The sequence below is a fragment of the Pseudomonas brassicacearum genome (assembly GCF_918698105.1).
Lineage (GTDB): Bacteria > Pseudomonadota > Gammaproteobacteria > Pseudomonadales > Pseudomonadaceae > Aquipseudomonas > Aquipseudomonas brassicacearum_F.
The window spans coordinates 17,502-37,001 of record NZ_CAKKMI010000021.1 but is presented as its reverse complement, the minus strand read 5'-3'; the positions used below and the strand labels follow the sequence as shown (position 1 = coordinate 37,001).

The window sequence follows — 19,500 nt, the reverse complement described above, 5'->3', positions numbered from 1 at the left end:
TCATGGCCAAGATCGCCCCGCAACTGCCTATCGAAGTCGACAGCGAAACCGGTGTCTGGACCTCCGACGCCCTGCCGATGCTGTACGTGCCGCGTCACTTTTTCGTCAACAACCACATGGGCATCGAAGAAGTGCTGGGCGCCGACGCCTACGCCGAGATTCTCTACAAGGCCGGCTACAAATCCGCCTGGCACTGGTGTGAAAAAGAAGCCGAATGCCATGGCCTGGAAGGCGTCGCGGTGTTCGAGCACTACATGAAGCGCCTGTCGCAGCGTGGCTGGGGCCTGTTCAAGATCCAGGACATCGACCTGGACAAGGGCACTGCCAGCGTCAAGCTCGAACACTCGGCGTTCGTCTATGTGTACGGCAAGGTCGGGCGCAAGGTCGACTACATGTTCACCGGCTGGTTCGCCGGCGCCATGGACCAGATCCTCGCCGCTCGTGGCAGCAAGATCCGCACCGTGGCCGAACAGGTCTACGGCGGTTCCGAAGAAGGCCACGACGACGGCCTGTTCATCGTCAAGCCGTTGTAAGTCGAGGATCGCACCATGGCTTTTGAAGCAATGTTCCAGCCGATCCAGATCGGCAAGCTGACCATCCGCAACCGCGTGCTCAGCACCGCCCACGCCGAGGTCTACGCCACCGACGGCGGCATGACCACCGATCGGTACGTGAAGTATTACGAAGAGAAGGCCAAGGGCGGCATCGGCCTGGCGATCTGCGGTGGCTCGTCGGTGGTCGCCATCGACAGCCCGCAGGAATGGTGGAGTTCGGTGAACCTGTCCACCGACCGCATCATCCCGCACTTCCAGAACCTGGCCGACGCCATGCACAAGCATGGCGCCAAGATCATGATCCAGATTACCCACATGGGCCGTCGCTCGCGTTGGGATGGCTTTAACTGGCCGACCCTGATGTCGCCGTCCGGTGTGCGTGAGCCGGTGCACCGCGCCACCTGCAAGACCATCGAGCCGGAAGAGATCTGGCGGGTAATCGGCAACTACGCCCAGGCCGCACGACGTGCCAAGGCCGGTGGCCTGGACGGCGTCGAGCTGTCCGCCGTGCACCAGCACATGATCGACCAGTTCTGGAGCCCGCGGGTCAACAAGCGGACCGACGAATGGGGCGGCAGCTTCGAAGGCCGCATGAAGTTCGGCCTGGAAGTGTTGAAGGCCGTGCGCGCCGAAGTGGGCGACGATTTCTGCGTGGGCATGCGCCTGTGCGGCGACGAGTTCCACCCGGACGGCTTGTCCCACGAGGACATGAAGCAGATCGCCAAGTACTACGATGACACCGGCATGCTCGATTTCATCGGCGTGGTGGGCTCGGGTTGCGACACCCACAACACCCTGGCCAACGTGATCCCGAACATGAGTTATCCACCGGAGCCATTCCTGCACCTGGCCGCCGGTATCAAGGAAGTGGTCAAGGTTCCGGTGCTGCACGCGCAGAACATCAAGGACCCGAACCAGGCCACGCGGATCCTGGAGGGCGGTTACGTCGACATGGTCGGCATGACCCGCGCCCACATCGCCGACCCGCACCTGATCGCCAAGATCAAGATGGGCCAGATCGACCAGATCAAGCAGTGCGTCGGCGCCAACTACTGCATCGACCGCCAGTACCAGGGCCTGGACGTGCTGTGCATCCAGAACGCCGCGACGTCCCGTGAATACATGGGCGTGCCGCACATCATCGAGAAATCCACCGGGCCCAAGCGCAAAGTCGTTGTGGTCGGTGCCGGCCCGGCCGGGATGGAAGCGGCGCGTGTGGCCGCCGAACGTGGCCACGACGTGACCCTGTTCGAGAAGAAGGAATTCATCGGCGGGCAGATCACCACGGCCTCGAAAGCCCCGCAACGGGACCAGATCGCCGGTATCACCCGCTGGTTCCAACTGGAGCTGGCGCGGCTGAAAGTCGACCTGCGCCTGGGCGTGGCGGCTGACGCGGCGACCATCATGGACTTGCGTCCGGACGTGGTGGTGCTGGCCGTCGGCGGCCATCCGTACCTGGAGCAGAACGAGCACTGGGGCGCCGCCGAAGGGCTGGTGGTCAGCAGCTGGGACGTGCTCGACGGCAAGGTTGCACCGGGCAAGAACGTGCTGGTCTACGACACCATTTGCGAGTTCACCGGCATGTCGGTGGCCGACTTCCTCGCCGACAAGGGCAGCCAGGTCGAGATCGTCACCGACGACATCAAGCCGGGCGTGGCGATTGGCGGGACGTCGTTCCCCACCTACTACCGCAGCATGTACCCCAAGGAAGTGATCATGACCGGGGACATGATGCTAGAGAAGGTCTACCGCGAAGGCGACAAGCTGGTGGCGGTGCTGGAGAACGAATACACCGGTGCCAAGGAAGAGCGCGTGGTGGACCAGGTGGTGGTGGAAAACGGCGTGCGGCCGGACGAGGAAATCTACTACGCGCTCAAGGAAGGTTCGCGCAACAAGGGCCAGATCGACGTCGAAGCCCTGTTCGCGATCAAGCCCCAACCGTGCCTGGAGCAGAGTGGCGATGGCTACCTGCTGTTCCGCATCGGCGACTGCGTGGCCCAGCGTAATACCCACGCGGCCATCTACGACGCCCTGCGGTTGTGCAAGGATTTCTAACGGCTTGCACATGATCCTGTGGGAGCGAGCTTGCTCGCGAAAGCGGTGGGTCAGTCAATTCAAATAGGACTGACAGAATGCAATCGCGAGCAAGCTCGCTCCCACAGGAACCGGGTAAGGCATCTCGACCTGCAAGACCCTGAGGTCTTTGGGAGCAACACCTATGTTGAACACCCTTCTTCCCATCCTGCTGTTTGCTGCCCTGGGCCTCGCGGTCCTTGGTGCCTTGCGGCGGGTGAACATGTGGCGCCGCGGGCGACCGGCCAAGGTCGACCTGATCGGCGGTCTCTTTGCCATGCCCAAGCGCTACATGGTGGATTTGCACCATGTGGTGGCGCGGGACAAATACATCGCCAATACCCACGTCGCCACGGCCGGTGGTGCGGTGGCATCGATTGTGTTGGCGATCCTGGTGCACGGTTTTGGCCTGCACAACCGCATCCTCGGCTATGCCTTGCTGCTGATGTCGGCCGTGATGTTCGTCGGCGCGATCTTCATGTACCTGCGTCGGCGCAATCCGCCAGCCCGTTTGTCCAAGGGCCCGTGGATGCGCCTGCCGAAAAGCCTGCTGGCCTTCTCGGCGTCGTTCTTCCTGGTGACCCTGCCGGTGGCGGGCATCCTGCCGGAGAACTTCGGCGGTTGGCTGGTGGCGGCTGTCCTGGGGCTCGGTGTGTTGTGGGGCGTGTCGGAATTGTTTTTCGGCATGACCTGGGGCGGGCCGATGAAACACGCCTTCGCCGGTGCCTTGCACCTGGCCTGGCACCGCCGTGCCGAGCGCTTTGGTGGCGGTCGTTCCACCGGTCTCAAGCCGCTGGACCTGAATGATCCGACCGCACCGCTGGGTGTGGAAAAACCCAAGGACTTCACCTGGAACCAACTGCTGGGCTTCGACGCCTGTGTGCAGTGCGGCAAGTGTGAGGCTGCCTGCCCGGCGTTCGCTGCCGGCCAGCCGTTGAACCCGAAAAAACTCATCCAGGACATGGTCGTCGGCCTGGCCGGCGGCACCGATGCGAAATTCGCCGGCAGCCCCTATCCAGGTAAACCGGTGGGCGAGCACAGCGGCAACCCACATCAGCCGATCGTCAATGGCCTGGTGGACGCCGAGACCCTGTGGTCGTGTACCACCTGCCGGGCGTGCGTCGAGGAATGCCCGATGATGATCGAGCACGTCGACGCCATCGTCGACATGCGCCGCCACCTGACCCTGGAAAAAGGTGCCACGCCGAACAAGGGCGCCGAAGTACTGGAAAACCTCATCGCCACCGACAACCCTGGCGGCTTCGCCCCGGGTGGGCGGATGAACTGGGCGGCGGACTTGAACCTCAATCTGCTCAGCGAGAAGAAATCCGCCGACGTGCTGTTCTGGGTTGGCGACGGTGCTTTCGACATGCGCAACCAGCGCACCTTGCGCGCCTTCGTCAAAGTGCTGAAGGCGGCGAAAGTCGACTTCGCCGTGCTCGGCCTCGAAGAACGCGACAGCGGCGACGTGGCCCGGCGCCTGGGTGATGAAGCGACGTTCCAGCTGTTGGCCAAGCGCAACATCCAGACCCTGGCCAAATACAACTTCAACCGCATCGTCACCTGTGACCCCCACAGTTTCCATGTGCTGAAAAACGAATACGGCGCCTTCGATGGCAACTACCTGGTGCAGCACCACAGCACCTACATGGCGGAAATCATCGACGCCGGTGCGCTGAACCTCGGCCAGCACAAGGGCGACAGCGTGACTTATCACGACCCGTGCTACCTGGGCCGCTACAACGGCGAATACGAGGCGCCGCGCCAGGTGCTGCGTGCGCTGGGTATCGAGGTCAAGGAAATGCAGCGCTCCGGGTTCCGTTCCCGTTGCTGCGGCGGTGGCGGCGGTGCGCCGATCACCGACATCCCGGGCAAGCAGCGGATTCCCGACATGCGCATGGATGACATCCGTGAAACCGGCGCCGAACTGGTGGCCGTGGGTTGCCCACAGTGCACCGCGATGCTCGAAGGCGTGGTCGAACCGCGACCGATGATCAAGGACATTGCCGAACTGGTGGCCGACGCGCTGCTGGAAGACGCGGCCCCGAGCAAGCCGGCGGCCCCGGTCAAACGTGAACCCGCGGAGGTGCATTAATGAGCGACATCATCCGCCGCGACCCTCGCGCCGAGTGGATCGCCCGCAACCGCCTGCATCCGCTGCACGCGGCCATGCAACCGGTGCAGCACAGCTGGATGGGGCCCAACGGCATCATCCGCAAGAATGTCCATGGCGTCGGTTTCATCGGCCCCAACGGCATCAAGCGCATCGACCGCAGCGGCGCCCAGCAGGGTGGCGCGAGCAAGCGTACCGCCGCCGCTGAAGTGCAACTGCCGCTGCATCAGGTGCCGCAACCGGCGTTCTACATCAGTGTGGTGCCGGACATGGTCGGTGGCCGCTTGAGCAGCCACGACCGCGATCTATTGGGCCTGGCCCATCAACTCGCCGGTGCCGATGGCGCGGTGTTGGCGGTGGTCTTCGGCGAGCATAAGGAAAACGCCTTCGCCACGGCCGGTGTCGACCGCTTGCTGGTATTGGAAGGTGAGGAGTTCAGCGGTTATGCACCGGAGCAACGGGTGCAAGGCCTGCGGGCTGTGGATAACCAATTCAACCCACGCCATTGGCTGCTGCCTGACAGCCGCACCGGTGGCGGCGAACTGGGCCGGCGCTTTGCCGCAGTCTTGGGCGAACGCCCGGCCACGCGGGTCTGGCAGGTCAAGGGCGAGGACTGCATCGGCCGCGCCGGTGCGGGCCTGCAAGACTTGGCCCGGCCGTTGGCGCGCTTGATCCTGGCCGCGGCCGAATGCGCCGAGCCGGTCAGCGAAACCCGTCACGAAGCCTTGCCGGTGGAGTTATCCACAAGCGTGGCCCGCAGCTTGTCGCGTATCGAAGACCTCGGCGCGGTGGCGGTGGACCCGGGCGCGATCCCGATGGCCGAGGCCGAATTCATTTTCTCCGGCGGCAACGGGGTCAAGGACTGGGCGCTGTTCCACCAGACCGCTGCGGCCCTGGGCGCCACCGAAGGCGCTTCGCGGGTGGCGGTGGACGACGGCTTTATGGCCCGCGATCGCCAGGTCGGTGCGTCCGGCACCTGGGTCACGGCGCGGGTCTACGTGGCCGTGGGGATTTCCGGAGCGATCCAGCACCTGCAGGGCATTGGCGCCTGCGACAAGGTGGTGGCGATCAACCTCGATCCGGGTTGCGACATGATCAAACGGGCAGACCTGTCGGTGATCGGTGACAGCGCGGCGATTCTCCAGGCCTTGATCGCGGCGGTAGAGGCTTACCGCAACGAAGCCAAGCGCGATGCGGCTTAAGAAGGATAAGTTGATGAGTACCCAAGTGATCAGCCTCGTGTCCATCGGCGCCCACCCGACTTCCGGGCGACCCCGGCGCGCCGAGCAGGACGCCCGGGCCGTGGAGCTGGGCCTGCAACTGGCTGGCAGCGACCTGCAAGTGTTGCACGCCGGCGACGTGGCCGAACCGGCCCTGCGCGCCTACCTGGGCATGGGCTTGGATGAATTGCACGTGCTGGAAAACCCCGTCGGCGCCGACGCTCTGCCGGCCTTGACCGATTACCTGCGTGATGCCGGCGCCCAGGTGGTGCTCACCGGCAGCCAGGCGGAAACCGGTGAAGGCTCGGGCATGCTGCCGTTCCTGCTGGCCGAGAATCTCGGTTGGCCGCTGGTGGTGGGGCTGGCCCAGGTCGAATCCATCGACGGCGGCGTGGCCCTGGTGCTGCAAGCCTTGCCCCGCGGCCAACGGCGCCGTCTCAAAGTGCGCCTGCCGTTCCTGGCCACTGTGGATAACGCTGCGCCAAAACCTCGGCAAAGCGCCTACGGCCCGGCCCGGCGTGGGGCATTGCATGCCGAGGACGTCGAGGTGATAGACGACACCCTGCTGGCGGTGGCGACCCTGCAACCGGCCAAGCCACGGCCCAAACGCTTGAAAGTGATCAAGGCCAAGAGCGGCGCCGACCGCATGAAAGCCGCCACGGCCAAGGCCAGCGGCGGAGGCGGGCAAGTGCTCAAGGGCGTGAGTCCGGAGGCGGGGGCCGAGGCGATTCTCAAGCTGTTGGTGGAGGAAGGGGTGGTTCGCTAGACCCAGACTCACCGCGTGACCCCTTGGGAGCGAGCCTGTGGGAGCAAAGCTTGCTCGCGATGAAAACGCCTCGGTCTCTTAGGTACCGAGGCGCCTGGATCGCGAGCAAGCTTTGCTCCCACAGGTTAGCTCCCACAGAGGAGAGGATGCGTGTTACCCACAATCCCTGTGGGCCTCTCTGTGGATAACCTGTTCGACACTCGTCGCACACGGCGCCAACCGGGTCGTCCAGACCTGCGCTTAAAAAACGACCGCTGTCAGCCAAATGGAGCCCATCAATGGACGTTGAATTTCGCCCGGCCTTGCCCACGGATGCACGTGAGATCGCCCGTCTGTTTCGGATTTCCTCAGAGGGCGCGTCGGATTACATCTGGAGCCAATTGGCGGAGCCGGGGCAGGACCTCCTGGAAGTGGGGGCCGCTCGTTATGCCCGGGAGAATGTCGATTTTTCCTATCAGAACTGTCTTGTCGCCCAGGCCGATGGCGAGGTCATCGGCATGATGCACTGTTATGTGACGCGCGAGGATCCGCTGGCGGCGCCGGTGACCGATCCGGTCCTGGCCCCCTACGCCGACATGGAAGTGCCTGACACCCTCTATATCTCTAGCCTGGCCTTGCATGAAGGCTGGCGTAACAAGGGGCTCGGCGTGCGCTTTCTCGAGCTGGCGCAACAGCGTGCCGACCAACTGGCGCTCAAAGGCCTGAGCCTGATCGACTACGCCGCGAATACCGGTGCCCGGCGTTTTTATGAGCGCCATGGCTTTGGCATCGTCAAGACCTGCCAGGTCGTCCCGCATCCACTGATTCGGGTAACGGGGGAGGCGTATTTGATGTATCGGCCTTGACCGTCATGGCGGCTTCACCAGAAAGCCCTGTGGGAGCGAGCTTGCTCGCGATTACGGTCTGGCATTCAACATCAATGCAAGCTGATCCGCCGCCATCGCGAGCAAGCTCGCTCCCACAGGATTGATGTGTTTACCCACAATCCCTGTGCGCGCCTCTGTGGATAACCTGTTCACCCCTCGCTGCACCCCTTGCAAACCAGGCGCTCCAGGCCTGCGCTCAAAAAACAGCCAACCTAACCCACGGTTTTCATTGGCTTTTGTTTGTGAATAACGACCCCTTCCAGCCGAAACTTGCCCCCAATCTCTGTTGGCGCTTCTGTGGATAAGATGTTCGCTTAACGCTGCAAGCCATACGGGGCGGGGCGTTCAGTGGATTGATCGAAATTTGATCAATTGGCGTTTTTTAACAGGAAAACCTCCGAAAAACCTCGGTTTACAAGGCGTTCATGGGGTTTTCCACAGAATCGTCAAAATTACCCCCAAACACTGTTGGCGCTTCTGTGGATAAGGTGTTTGCTCACCGCCACAGCCCCCGCATTACGGGGCTTACAGAGGATTGGTCAAAAAACGAGCGATAAGCCGGTAAAACCGTCATTGTTCCTAAGTCACGGTTTTTATTCTCTTTGCCCGTAAAAAATTACCCGACCTGCCCGCACTTGTCCCCAGTTGCTGTGGGTGGTCATGTGGATAACTTGTTCGCCAAACGCTGCAAGCCACGGCCGGCATAGCGCAAGTCGCTATAGATCAAATTTCATACAGTTCTAAGGAACCGCCTTGACGCAAGTCGGTCGGCTGTCTTCACTCCATGGCACAAGGACATCGCACTTTATCCATATCAGGTTCAGGGAGAACACATGATGGATAGCAAGCCCACCCGCTCGCACCCGCTTCCCCCACTGACCTGCGTCCCGGCATCGCCCACCTCGTTGCACAAACGCATCCACCGTCGCGCCGCCAATCAGCGTGCGCGTCTATAGCGCCCGGTTTTTTCCCCTGTAGCACCGCTGACTGCCGCTGGACCCTCACGGGACGGTGGCCAGGCGTTTGTGCGCCTGTCGATTTGCAGGCAACCGCAGAGTTGCCCCCTTCTGCCTGAGAGGACTTGAACATGACACGGATTTCGACCCCCATCAGTGACATCCAGGAACACTACGACGTGATCGTCATCGGTTCCGGCTACGGTGGCGGCATTGCGGCCTCGCGCCTGTCCCGGGCCGGGCGCAAGGTGTGCCTGCTGGAGAGGGGCCGGGAAATCCAGCCCGGCGAATACCCCAATACCCTGCTGGCGGCCACCGAGGAACTGCAAGTCCACGACCCGGACGGCCACATCGGTTCGCGTACCGGGCTGTTCGACCTGCACGTCAACGCCCAGCAGAACGTGGTAGTCGGTTGTGGCCTGGGCGGCACGTCGCTGATCAATGCCAACGTTGCACTGGAGCCGGAGCCTGGCGTGTTCGAGGACCCGCGCTGGCCCCAGGCGGTCCGTGAGCACCAGGACACGCTGCTCAAGGACGGCTACGCCCGGGCCCGGGAGATGCTCAAGCCCAACGCCTATCCGGCGTCGGAGCCGAACCTGCCCAAGCTGGATGCCCACAAGAAGTCCGCCGATTACCTCAAGCAAGGCGCGCATTTCTACACGCCGCCGATCAACGTGACCTTCGACAAGCTGCCCAACAACCTCAACCACGTCGGCGTCGAACAGCTGCCGTGCAACGGCTGTGGCGATTGCGTCTCGGGCTGTAACAACAAGGCCAAGAACACCACGCTGATGAATTACCTGCCCGATGCCTGGAACCACGGCGCGGAGATTTTCTGCCAGGCCGAGGTGCGGCACCTGGAGCGCGACGGCGATGGCTGGATCGTGCACTTCCAATACCTGGACAGTGGTCGCGAGATGTTCTCGGCGCCGACCCTGTTCGTGCGTGCCGACATCGTGGTGGTGTCCGCCGGCACCCTGGGCTCCACCGAAATCATGTTGCGCTCGCGGGACAAGGGCTTGTCGATGTCCAGCCAGTTGGGCGAGAACATGAGCGGCAACGGCGACATCCTCGGCTTCGGCCACAACTGCGACCAGGTCATCAACGGAATCGGCTTCGGTGCCCATTCGGCCAAGGAACTGGAACCGGTGGGGCCATGCATCACCTCGGTCATCGACATGCGCACCGAGGGTGACTGGCGCAGTCGCATGGTCATCGAGGAGGGTTCGATTCCCGGCGCCCTTGGCCGGGCCATGGTGCCGAGCATGGCGGCGTTTGCCGAAATGATCGGCGTGCCCACCGACACCGGCTTCGGTGCCAGCCTCAAATACAAGGAGCGCGAAGCCGAGAGCTTCCTGCGCGGTCCGTATTACGGCGCGCTGCATAACATGCAGACCTACTTGATCATGAGCCATGACAACGGCAAGGGCCGCATGCTGCTCGACAACAAGGACCAATTGCGCATCGACTGGCCCGGCGTCGGCGAACAGGAGAACGTCACCCTCGGCAACGAGCGGCTGCACCAGAGCACCAAGGCCCTGGGCGGGATCTGGGTCGAGAACCCGATCTGGACCAAGTTGCTCAAGCACAGCATCGTCTCGGTTCATCCCCTGGGCGGTTGCGTGATGGGTGAAGACGCGACGCAAGGCGTGGTTAACCACAAGGGCCAAGTGTTCAGTGGCGCCAGCGGCACCGATGTCTACCCGGGCCTGTACGTGACTGACGGTGCGGTGATCCCCACGTCACTGGCGGTCAACCCGCTGCTGACCATCTCGGCGGTGAGCGAGCGCAACATGGGCCTGCTGGCGGCTGATCGGGGCTGGGTCATCGACTACACGCTGCCCTCGGCCCCGCGCAAACCGGTGGCGGCGCCGACCCTCGGCGTGCAGTTCACCGAAACCATGAAGGGCTACTTTTCCACCGCCTTCACCCAGCCCCAAGGCACCGACCTCACGCTTTACGAAGCGGCGGCCAAGCGTGGCAAGGCCGACAACTCGCCGATCGAGTTCACCCTGACCATCACCGCCGACGACCTCAACCGGCTGATCAAGGAGCCGGAACACGCTGCGACCCTGGTGGGCACCCTCGATGCACCGTTGCTCTCGCCGCAGCCGCTGGTCGCCAGCAATGGGGTGTTCAACCTGTTCGAGCAGTACCAGGAACAGGTTGGCGTGCGGCACATGAACTACGACATGAAGCTGACCGCCGAAGACGGCAGCGACTATTACTTCAGCGCCTTCAAGACCGTGCCCGAGGACAACGGTGTGCTGAACATCTGGCACGACACCAGCACCTTGTACATCACGCTCTATCGCGGGCCGGACAAGACCGGCGCGGTGATCGGCTCGGGAGTGATGCACATTCTGCCGGCCGACTTCGCCAAGCAAATGACCACCATGAAAGTGCTCAACGCCCGCAATGAGCGGGAGCGCGTGGAGGCGCTGGCGCGGTTCGGCAAGTTCTTTGCCGGCATCTTGTGGGAGAGCTACGGCGGTGTCTTCGCCGGCGATGTCTACTTCAACCCGGACGCGCCACCCCGGTTGAAACGGCCGTTGGATGCGCCACCACCGGTGGTGCATTTCTTCCAGACCGAAGACAACGTCGAGCTGCGCCTGACCCGCTACCAGGCCGGCAGCAAAGGCCCGGTGATGTTGGTCCATGGCCTGGGCGTGGGCTCGAACATCTTCTCCACCGACACCATCCACACCAACCTGCTGGAATACCTCTGCAAGCACGAATACGACGTCTGGCTATTGGATTTGCGGGTGAGCATCCTGCTGCCGGCCAGCAAAAATGAATGGAACGGCGACCAGGTGGCCCAGTACGATTTCAAGGCGGCCATCGAGCAAATCCAGCAAGCGACCCTGGCCCGTGACGTGCAGTGCGTGGTGCATTGCTACGGTGCGACGACGTTCTTCATGTCGATGCTGGCGGGCTTGCAGGGCGTGCGTTCGGTGGTCTGCTCGCAGATCGCCGCCGACACCGTGGTCGCCACCGCCACCGGGCTGAAAGCCGGTTTGCATTTGCCGGGGATGCTCGATGCCATCGGCATCAAATCCATGACGGCCTACGCCGACACCAAGGAAAGCTGGTTCAACAAACTCTACGACAAGGCCCTCAACGGCTATGCCCGGATCGAGGCCCAGGGCTATTGCACCAACCCGGTCTGCCATCGCATTACGTTCATGTATGCCTCGCTGTACCGCCACGACACCCTCAACGAAACCCTGCACGACAACCTGCATGAGTTGTTCGGCGAGTCGAACATCCAGACCTTCGAGCACCTGGCGCTGATCGTGCGCAAGGGGCACTTGGTGGACTTCAAGGGCAACGACGTCTACATGCCGCATTTCGATCGGTTGAAATTGCCGATCTGCTTCATCAGCGGCGCCGACAACCAGTGCTACCTGCCGCAAAGCACCCTCAAGACCTACGAGCGACTGTGCGAGATGCACGGCCCGCAGTTGTTCAGCCGTCACGAAGTGCCGGGCTACGGCCACATCGACTGCATGTTCGGCAAGGATGCGGTGGTGGATGTGTATCCGATCATCCTCGAGCACCTGGAGAAGACGGCGCTCGGTTGAAGTATGACTGTCCCGTGGCGAGGGAGCTTGCTCCCGCTCGGCTGCGAAGCAGTCGTCGGTTTTGAAGTCTTGGGGGCCGCTACGCAGCCCAGCGGGAGCAAGCTCCCTCGCCACGTGGGTTTTGTGGTGAGTCAGGAATTAAGGAAAAGGATGCCATGAACACTTGTATCCGCTGGTTCCAACGCATCATCTGGGTCGGGATTGTCATGAACATGGTCTTCGCGATCCCGGCGCTGTTCGCGCCGGCGTTGCTGACGTCCATGCTCGGCCTGCCACCCGTATTGTCCGATCCCTGGCTGGAAAACGCCGGCATGTTGCTGGTGGGGATCAGCCTGTTCTACATGCCTTCGGGGTTCAACGCGCCGCGTTTCGTCGTGCATTCGTGGTTGTGCGTGCTGTCGCGGCTGGTGGCGGTGGTGTTCTGGATCTACCTGATCAACACCAACAACCAGGGCCAGCTGTTCGTGCCGATGTTGATGGGCGACCTGGGCATGTTCCTGGTCCTGGGCGTGCTGCTGTACCTCGGCTGTCCGCCGGCCAATCGTCCGTTGGCCTTGCTCTGCGCCGGCTGGCGGGAATGGCGCGCCGGCTGGGCGCAGCGCTGGCAGCGCCACGGTTTCAAGGTCGGCACATTGGTGGTGGTATTGCTGCTGGGTTTCATCGGCTACCAGACCTGGTACCAGATGATCCGCGAAGTGCCGCAAGCGGACTTCGCCTCCGATGAGGACCATTACAAATACGCTGCCATCGGCCTGGGCATCGAGGCGCGGATTCCCTACTACCTTTTCGCCGTGCTGCCGCAGATGTGCCCGGAAAAACTGCCCAAGCCGGGCGGCTACGAGGTGTTCGGTTTTCTCTATGAAAACGGCAACGACCTGCCCATCGGCATGGCCAAGCGGCAGCTCGGTTACCCCACGGTGGAACCCAACTGCGCCCTGTGCCACACCGGCTCCTACCGGGCCAACGCCACTGACGTAGCGGTTCCGGTCGCCACCGCACCGGCCAATACCCTGCAACTGCAAGCCTTCCAGTGGTTCGCCTACGAGTGTGCCAGCGACCCGAAATTCACCCCGGATGCTGTCATGGCGGCGATCAACAGCAAGTTCCAACTGGGCTTTTTCGAGAAGCTGTACAACCGTTACCTGATCATCCCGATGGCCAAGAGTGCGCTGCTCAAGCAGAAGCAGGCGTACGCCTGGCAGAAACTGCGTCCAGCCCAGGGGCCAGGGCGGACCGACACCTTCAACCCGACCAAAATGGTGGTATTCGGCTTCCCGGATGACTCCACCATCGGCACCGTGGATCTGCCGCAGGTCTGGAACCAGAAACCGCGCGAGTCCATGTACCTGCATTGGGACGGCAATAACAACAAGATCCACGAGCGCAACTATGCAGCGGCCATGGCCGTGGGCGCGACGCCGCAATCGGTGCTGCCGCCGAGTTTCAACCGCGTGACCAACTGGCTGCTGGGCCACAAGGCACCGGCCTGGCCGTTCGCCCTGGATCAGGCGAAAGTCGCCCAAGGCAAACCGATCTGGGAGAAAAACTGCGCCGGTTGCCACGATTTTGGCCGCAGCGACACCGGCCAGGTCACCACCAACATCGACCAGTTGGGCACTGATCCCCATCGCCTGAATTCCTTCACCACCGGCCTGGTGACGGCGTTCCACAGCTTCAAGAAACCGCCATTCGACTTCAACGCCTATCGCAAGACCCAGAGCTACAGCAACACGCCCACCGACGGCATCTGGCTGCGCGCGCCGTACCTGCATAACGGTTCGGTGCCAACCCTGTGGGATTTGCTGCAACCGCCGGAGCAACGTCCGCAGGTGTTCTACACCGGCTCCGACATCTACGACCCGCAGAAAGTCGGCTTCGTCACCAGTGGCGCGCAGATGAAGGCGTCGGCCGATTTCAAATATGACACCCGCCTGGAAGGCAACCACAACGGCGGCCACCTGTATGGCACGCAGCTGTCGGACCTCGACAAACGGGCCCTGATCGAATTCATGAAGACCCTGTAGCCCAGGGCATAACGAAGGAGCGTTCACATGTCTTTACTGCACCATTGGGAACATGAGTTCGACAAGGTCAAGGTCCGCCTGCACGGGTTGGTCACGCGGCTGGAGATGTCCTGGAAAAAACTGGTCAACGACTTGGAGCCCGAGGAATTCCAAGCCATCGTCAAGCTGCTGCAGCGAGGCCACGACCAGGCCCGGCATGTCATTGAGCATGGCGAGCTGCCGGACGACGAACCGGCCGTACCCTGGGAGTTGTCCCACGGCTTGTCGATCCTGAAGATCGGCAACGCCACGCCCTTGCCGCAAAGCGAGGACGAGTTGCCGACCCGGGTGCTCAAGGACGGCACCTTGCTCGGCTGCCGCAAATGGGAACTGCTGGACCTGCTATGGAGCGAGGCGCTGCTCAAGTGGATCGAAAACCTGCGCCATCACGCGCCGTTCGGCACCAACCCGGCGCTGGTGAAAATGGACAACGACGTGGTGCTGGCCATCGCCGGCGACTGGGGCACCGGGCCGTTCGACAGCCACGCCCCGGCCGTGGCGGTGGCCAACCAGATGCAACTGGCCCTGGCCGATTTCACCATCCATCTGGGCGACGTGTATTACGCCGGCACCCATTCCCAGGAAGACGTCGACATGGTCGGCTGGCCCCAGGGCAAACACGGCTCGTTCACCCTCAATTCCAACCACGAGATGTACAGCGGCGCCCACGGTTATTTCAAGGAGCTGTCCAAGCGTTTCCCGGTGCAGCAAGGCACCAGCTACTTTGCCTTGTACAACGACGACTGGCTGGTGGTCGGCCTCGACAGCGCCTACGCCTCGGACGCGATGAACCTGTACATGGACGGCACCCTCAATACCCAGCAGATCGAGTGGATGAAAACCCTGCCCAAACGCAAGAAACTCATGGTGCTCAGTCATCACCAGGGTTTTGATATTTCCGGGCACAACAAGACCGCGCTTTACCAACCGGTGTGCGATGCCTTGGGCCGCGAGCCGGATTATTGGTATTGGGGGCATTTGCACAACGGTATCTGCTATGCACCGCAAGGCGGATTGCATGCGCGCTGCGCCGGGCATGGGGCGATTCCCTACGGCACCACCAGCGAATTGAACGGGCATGCCCGGGTGCTGTGGTCGGAAACCGAGTTGGCGGGTGACGAGGTGTATCCGCAGCGGGTGTTGAATGGGTATGTGAAGGTGCGGCTGAAGGGGGAGGAGATTGTCGAGACGTTTTATGGGGAGGATGGGTCGGTGCGGTGGTCTTCACAGTAATCGGGTGAATGTGAGGCCGCTATCGCGAGCAGGCTCGCTCCCACATTTGATCTTCGGTGCGCCAAAGATCCCTTGTGGGAGCGAGCCTGCTCGCGATGCTTTTGCTGTCAGCCCTGGACCGGAACGCCCTTGAGGTAAGGCGCCGGTTCGGCTCCCAGGTTGTTGAGCATGCGCTCGCTGTACCAATCCACGAAGTTCACCACGCCGAACTCATAGGTCTTGGAGTACGGGCCTGGCTGGTAGGCGGTGGAGTTGATGCCGCGCTGGTTTTCTTCGGCCAGGCGACGGTCCTGGTCGTTGGTGGCGTCCCAGACCTGGCGCATGCGCGCGACGTCGTAGTCCACGCCTTCGACCGCGTCCTTGTGCACCAGCCACTTGGTGGTGACCATGGTTTCCTGGGCGCTGATCGGCCACACGGTGAACACGATGATGTGGTCGCCCATGCAGTGGTTCCACGAATGCGGCAGGTGCAGGATGCGCATCGAGCCCAGGTCCGGGTTCTTGATGCGGCCCATCAGCTTGGCGCAGCCTTGCTTGCCGTCCATGGTCATCGACACGGTGCCCTTGAGCAGCGGCATGCGCACGATACGGTTACGCAGGCCGAAGCTGGCGTGGGCGTAAGGGATCTTTTCGGCGTCCCAGGCGGCGGCGGAGGCGGCCACATGGTCCTTGAAGGCCTGGTCGGCGCGTGGGTCGGTGACGTCGTCCCACTCCAGCAGGGTCTTGAGCAGCTCCGGGTGCGCGCCGCCGCAGTGGTAGCACTCACGGTTGTTTTCCAGCACCAGTTTCCAGTTGGCTTTTTCCATCAAGGTGGTTTGCACCGCCACCTTGGTGTTTTCCATGTCGTAGGGTTCCATGTAGTGGTTCAGGGTCGACAGGAAGTCATCGATGGCCGGCGGGTTCTCGGCCAGGCTGATGAAGATGTAGCCACCGGCGGTCTTCACGTTCACGGGCTTGAGGCCGTATTGCTTCATGTCGAAGTCGGCGCCCATCTCGGTGCCGGCGAACAGCAGGCGCCCGTCCAGCTCGTAGGTCCACTGGTGGTAGTGGCAGACCAATTTGGCGACCTTGCCCTTTTCGCTGGTGCACAGCCGCGAACCGCGGTGACGGCAGACGTTGTGGAACGCATGCACCACGCCCTCGGCGCCGCGAATCACGATGATCGGGTTCTTGCCAACCTGCAGGGTCAGGTAGTTGCCCTTGGTCGGAATTTCGCAGGTCATGCCGGCGATCAGCCATTCCTTCTGGAAGATTTCCTGCATATCGATATCAAACAGGCGCTCGTCGCTGTAGAACGGTTGCGGCAACGAGAAGGTGCGCTCGCGCTCTTGCAGCATTTGCGCGGTGGCCTTGCGTGCGGGTTCCAGCGGATCGCCCAGGCTCAGGGTAGTGGTGTCCATCGTTTTATCCTCGTGGCCCTCTAAGCGGAGCCGGTGAAAATGACTAATCGGTTGTGCTACGCAAGGCAGAAAACTTTGTTTATCTGTTGGGGCGAGTGTGGGGCCGCGCAGGGGCCGAACCTTATCCATGGGCGACATGGCCCAATCTGTTCCCGACGCGCAAGCCCCGGTAGTTGGGGGCTGGTCGCGATAAGTATGTGAATGTCGCAGATAGGTAAATGGTCACCCAGGCGCCTGCGCACAATCGCCATCATGAAGGCCGGCAGTCGGCCGTGGAGATCAGCATGTCCAATAACTTCCTGAACCCGGTCACGACCCAGACCTGGGCCAATGGCCGACATATCGTACGTTGCGTCAAAGTCATCCAGGAAACCTGGGATGTGCGCACCTTCTGCTTCATGGCCGACCAGCCGATCATGTTCTTTTTCAAGCCAGGGCAGTTCGTCACCCTTGAGCTGGAAATAGAAGGCCAGCCGGTCATGCGCTCCTACACCATCTCCAGCTCGCCGTCGGTGCCCTACAGTTTCTCGGTGACCATCAAGCGCGTGCCGGGGGGCAAAGTTTCCAACTGGCTGCACGACACCCTGCATGAAGGCCAGGAGCTGGCGGTGCACGGGCCGGTGGGGTTGTTCAACGCCATCGATTTTTCCAGCCCCAAGGTGCTCTACCTCAGCGGCGGCGTCGGGATTACCCCGGTCATGTCCATGGCGCGCTGGTATTACGACACCAACGCCAACGTCGACATGGTGTTTATCCACAGCGCCCGTTCGCCCAAGGACATCATTTACCACCGCGAGCTGGAACACATGGCGTCGCGGATCGACAACTTCAACTTGCACCTGATTTGTGAAAAACATGGCCTGGGCGAGCCTTGGGCCGGTTATCGCGGCTACCTGAACCACAAGATGCTCGAGCTGATGGCGCCGGACTTCCTGGAGCGTGAAGTGTTCTGCTGCGGCCCGACGCCGTATATGAACGCGGTCAAGCGCTTGCTGGAGGCCAGTGGCTTCGACATGAGCCGCTATCACGAGGAATCCTTCGGCGCCACGCCACCGGAAGCCCGCGCCGACGCAGTGGAGCAGGCCGAACAGGCCGCCGACGCGCCGGAAGTCGATGCGGCGGACCTGCACCTGGTGGAGTTCACGGCTTCTGGCAAGAGCATCCGCGTGGGGCCGGGCGAAACCGTACACGCCGCCGCCGCCAAGCTCGGCATGATGATCCCCAAGGCCTGCGGCATGGGCATCTGCGGCACCTGCAAGGTGCTGAAGCTGGGCGGGGAAGTGGAAATGGAGCATAACGGCGGGATCACCGAGGACGACGAGGCCGAGGGCTACATCCTGTCGTGCTGCAGCGTGCCGAAGGGGGATGTGCGGATCGAGTTTTGATTCGCTCGTTCAGGCAGGTGTAAATCCCTCTGTGCCTGGAGGGATTTACTTGTGTCTTGAGGGATTTACCTGTGGCGAGGGGATTTATCCCCGTTGGGCTGCGAAGCCGCCCTAAAACCTGCAAACGCGGTGTTTCAGGCAGGCCGAGTTGGCTGCTTTTGGGGCTGCTTCGCAGCCCAGCGGGGATAAATCCCCTCGCCACAGGTGGCCCGGCCGCTTGAGTGTGGCTTTCCTAGCCCGCCATCACTTCCCTAATATCCGCCGCCAATTCCCGCACCCGCGCTTCTTCGGTATCCCACGAGCACATGAAGCGTGCGCCGCCTTTGCCAATGAAGGTATAGAAACGCCAGCCCTTGGCGGTCAGCGCGGCGATGGCCGGTTCCGAGAGTTGCAGGAACACGCCGTTGGCCTGGACCGGGAACATCAGTTCCACGCCGGGGATGTCGCTGACCAGCTCTGCCAGCAATTGGGCGCAGTGGTTGGCGTGGCGGGCGTGCTTGAGCCAGGCCTGGTTTTGCAGCAGGCCGACCCAGGGCGCGGAGAGGAAGCGCATCTTCGAGGCCAGTTGCCCGGCCTGTTTGCAGCGATAGTCGAAGTCTTCGGCCAGGTCATGGTTGAAGAACAGGATGGCTTCACCCACCGCCATGCCGTTTTTCGTGCCGCCGAAGCACAGCACGTCCACGCCGGCCTTCCAGGTCAGGTCGGCCGGGGAGCAGCCGAGGAAGGCGCAGGCGTTGGAGAAACGCGCGCCGTCCATGTGCAGGTTCAGCCCCAGTTCCTTGCAGGTGACGCTGATGGCGCGGATTTCTTCCGGTGTGTAGACGCTGCCGACTTCCGTGGCCTGGGTCAGGGTCACGACCCGGGGCTTGGGGTAGTGGATGTCCTGGCGCTTGAGGGCGATCTCACGGATCGACTCGGGGGTCAGCTTGCCGTTTTCGGTGCGTGCCACCAGCAGCTTGGAGCCGTTGGAGAAGAACTCCGGTGCGCCGCATTCGTCGGTTTCGACGTGGGCGGTTTCCGAGCAGATCACGCTGTGGTAACTCTGGCACAGCGACGACAGCGCCAAAGAGTTGGCCGCGGTGCCGTTGAACGCGAAGAACACTTCGCAGTCGGTTTCGAACAAGGCCCGGAAATCGTCCGCCGCGCGGTGGGTCCACTCGTCGTCGCCGTAGGCGCGCTGGTGACCCTGGTTGGCTTCTTCCATGGCCGCCCAGGCTTCGGGGCAAATGCCGGAATAGTTGTCGCTGGCAAACTGTTGACTCTTGTCGGTCATGGCCTTGCTCCTTG

The 19,500-nt window shown here is 62.3% G+C and carries 12 protein-coding genes; 10 read left to right on the top strand and 2 right to left on the bottom strand.

The genetic code is table 11. The features are described from left to right. Positions 1-2: 2 nt before the first annotated feature. The 9 genes from LQ215_RS10790 to LQ215_RS10750 all read left to right on the top strand — a co-directional run bounded on the left by LQ215_RS10790 (position 3) and on the right by LQ215_RS10750 (position 15,428). Positions 3-533: a 4-vinyl reductase gene (locus LQ215_RS10790; RefSeq protein WP_003177589.1), complete on the top strand. Its 531-nt coding sequence runs from the start codon at positions 3-5 to the stop codon at positions 531-533. Between the two features lie 15 nt (positions 534-548). After that, positions 549-2,609, top strand: a complete 2,061-nt coding sequence (gene dgcA, locus LQ215_RS10785) for a dimethylglycine demethylation protein DgcA (protein ID WP_215006280.1) — start codon at positions 549-551, stop codon at positions 2,607-2,609. A gap of 163 nt (positions 2,610-2,772) precedes the next feature. Continuing rightward, positions 2,773-4,722, top strand: coding sequence for a dimethylglycine demethylation protein DgcB (gene dgcB, locus LQ215_RS10780; RefSeq protein WP_230149585.1), 1,950 nt, complete (start codon positions 2,773-2,775; stop codon positions 4,720-4,722). Continuing rightward, the gene (gene etfA, locus LQ215_RS10775) at positions 4,722-5,942 is read left to right on the top strand and encodes an electron transfer flavoprotein subunit alpha (RefSeq protein ID WP_230149583.1); all 1,221 of its coding nucleotides are present in this window, start codon (positions 4,722-4,724) and stop codon (positions 5,940-5,942) included. The genes dgcB and etfA overlap by 1 nt, the downstream gene beginning before the upstream one ends. Positions 5,943-5,955: 13 nt before the next feature. Continuing rightward, entirely contained in the window at positions 5,956-6,726 is a 771-nt protein-coding gene (gene etfB / locus LQ215_RS10770) for an electron transfer flavoprotein subunit beta (protein ID WP_230149581.1), read from the top strand. A gap of 278 nt (positions 6,727-7,004) precedes the next feature. After that, positions 7,005-7,571 carry a GNAT family N-acetyltransferase gene (locus LQ215_RS10765; protein WP_230149579.1) on the top strand — a complete coding sequence of 189 codons (567 nt, stop codon included), beginning with the start codon at positions 7,005-7,007 and terminating at the stop codon, positions 7,569-7,571. Positions 7,572-8,679: 1,108 nt separating this feature from the next. Then, positions 8,680-12,132, top strand: coding sequence for a GMC oxidoreductase (locus LQ215_RS10760; protein ID WP_230149577.1), 3,453 nt, complete (start codon positions 8,680-8,682; stop codon positions 12,130-12,132). Positions 12,133-12,287: 155 nt separating this feature from the next. Beyond that, complete coding sequence (locus tag LQ215_RS10755; protein ID WP_230149576.1) at positions 12,288-14,156, top strand: hypothetical protein; 1,869 nt, start codon at positions 12,288-12,290, stop codon at positions 14,154-14,156. Positions 14,157-14,183: 27 nt separating this feature from the next. After that, positions 14,184-15,428: a metallophosphoesterase family protein gene (locus tag LQ215_RS10750; protein ID WP_230149574.1), complete on the top strand. Its 1,245-nt coding sequence runs from the start codon at positions 14,184-14,186 to the stop codon at positions 15,426-15,428. 107 nt (positions 15,429-15,535) lie between these two features. On the opposite strand, the gene gbcA is transcribed toward LQ215_RS10750, so the two are convergent. Then, a complete protein-coding gene (gbcA, locus tag LQ215_RS10745) occupies positions 15,536-16,828 on the bottom strand; it encodes a glycine-betaine demethylase subunit GbcA (protein ID WP_230149572.1) in 1,293 nt (430 codons plus the stop codon). A gap of 284 nt (positions 16,829-17,112) precedes the next feature. Between gbcA and gbcB the strand changes: the two genes are divergently transcribed. Further along, positions 17,113-18,213 (top strand): glycine-betaine demethylase subunit GbcB, encoded by a 1,101-nt coding sequence (gene gbcB / locus LQ215_RS10740; protein ID WP_230149570.1) that lies wholly within the window; start codon positions 17,113-17,115, stop codon positions 18,211-18,213. 232 nt (positions 18,214-18,445) lie between these two features. On the opposite strand, the gene LQ215_RS10735 is transcribed toward gbcB, so the two are convergent. Beyond that, complete coding sequence (locus tag LQ215_RS10735; protein ID WP_003206313.1) at positions 18,446-19,486, bottom strand: threonine aldolase family protein; 1,041 nt, start codon at positions 19,484-19,486, stop codon at positions 18,446-18,448. Positions 19,487-19,500: the final 14 nt, after the last annotated feature.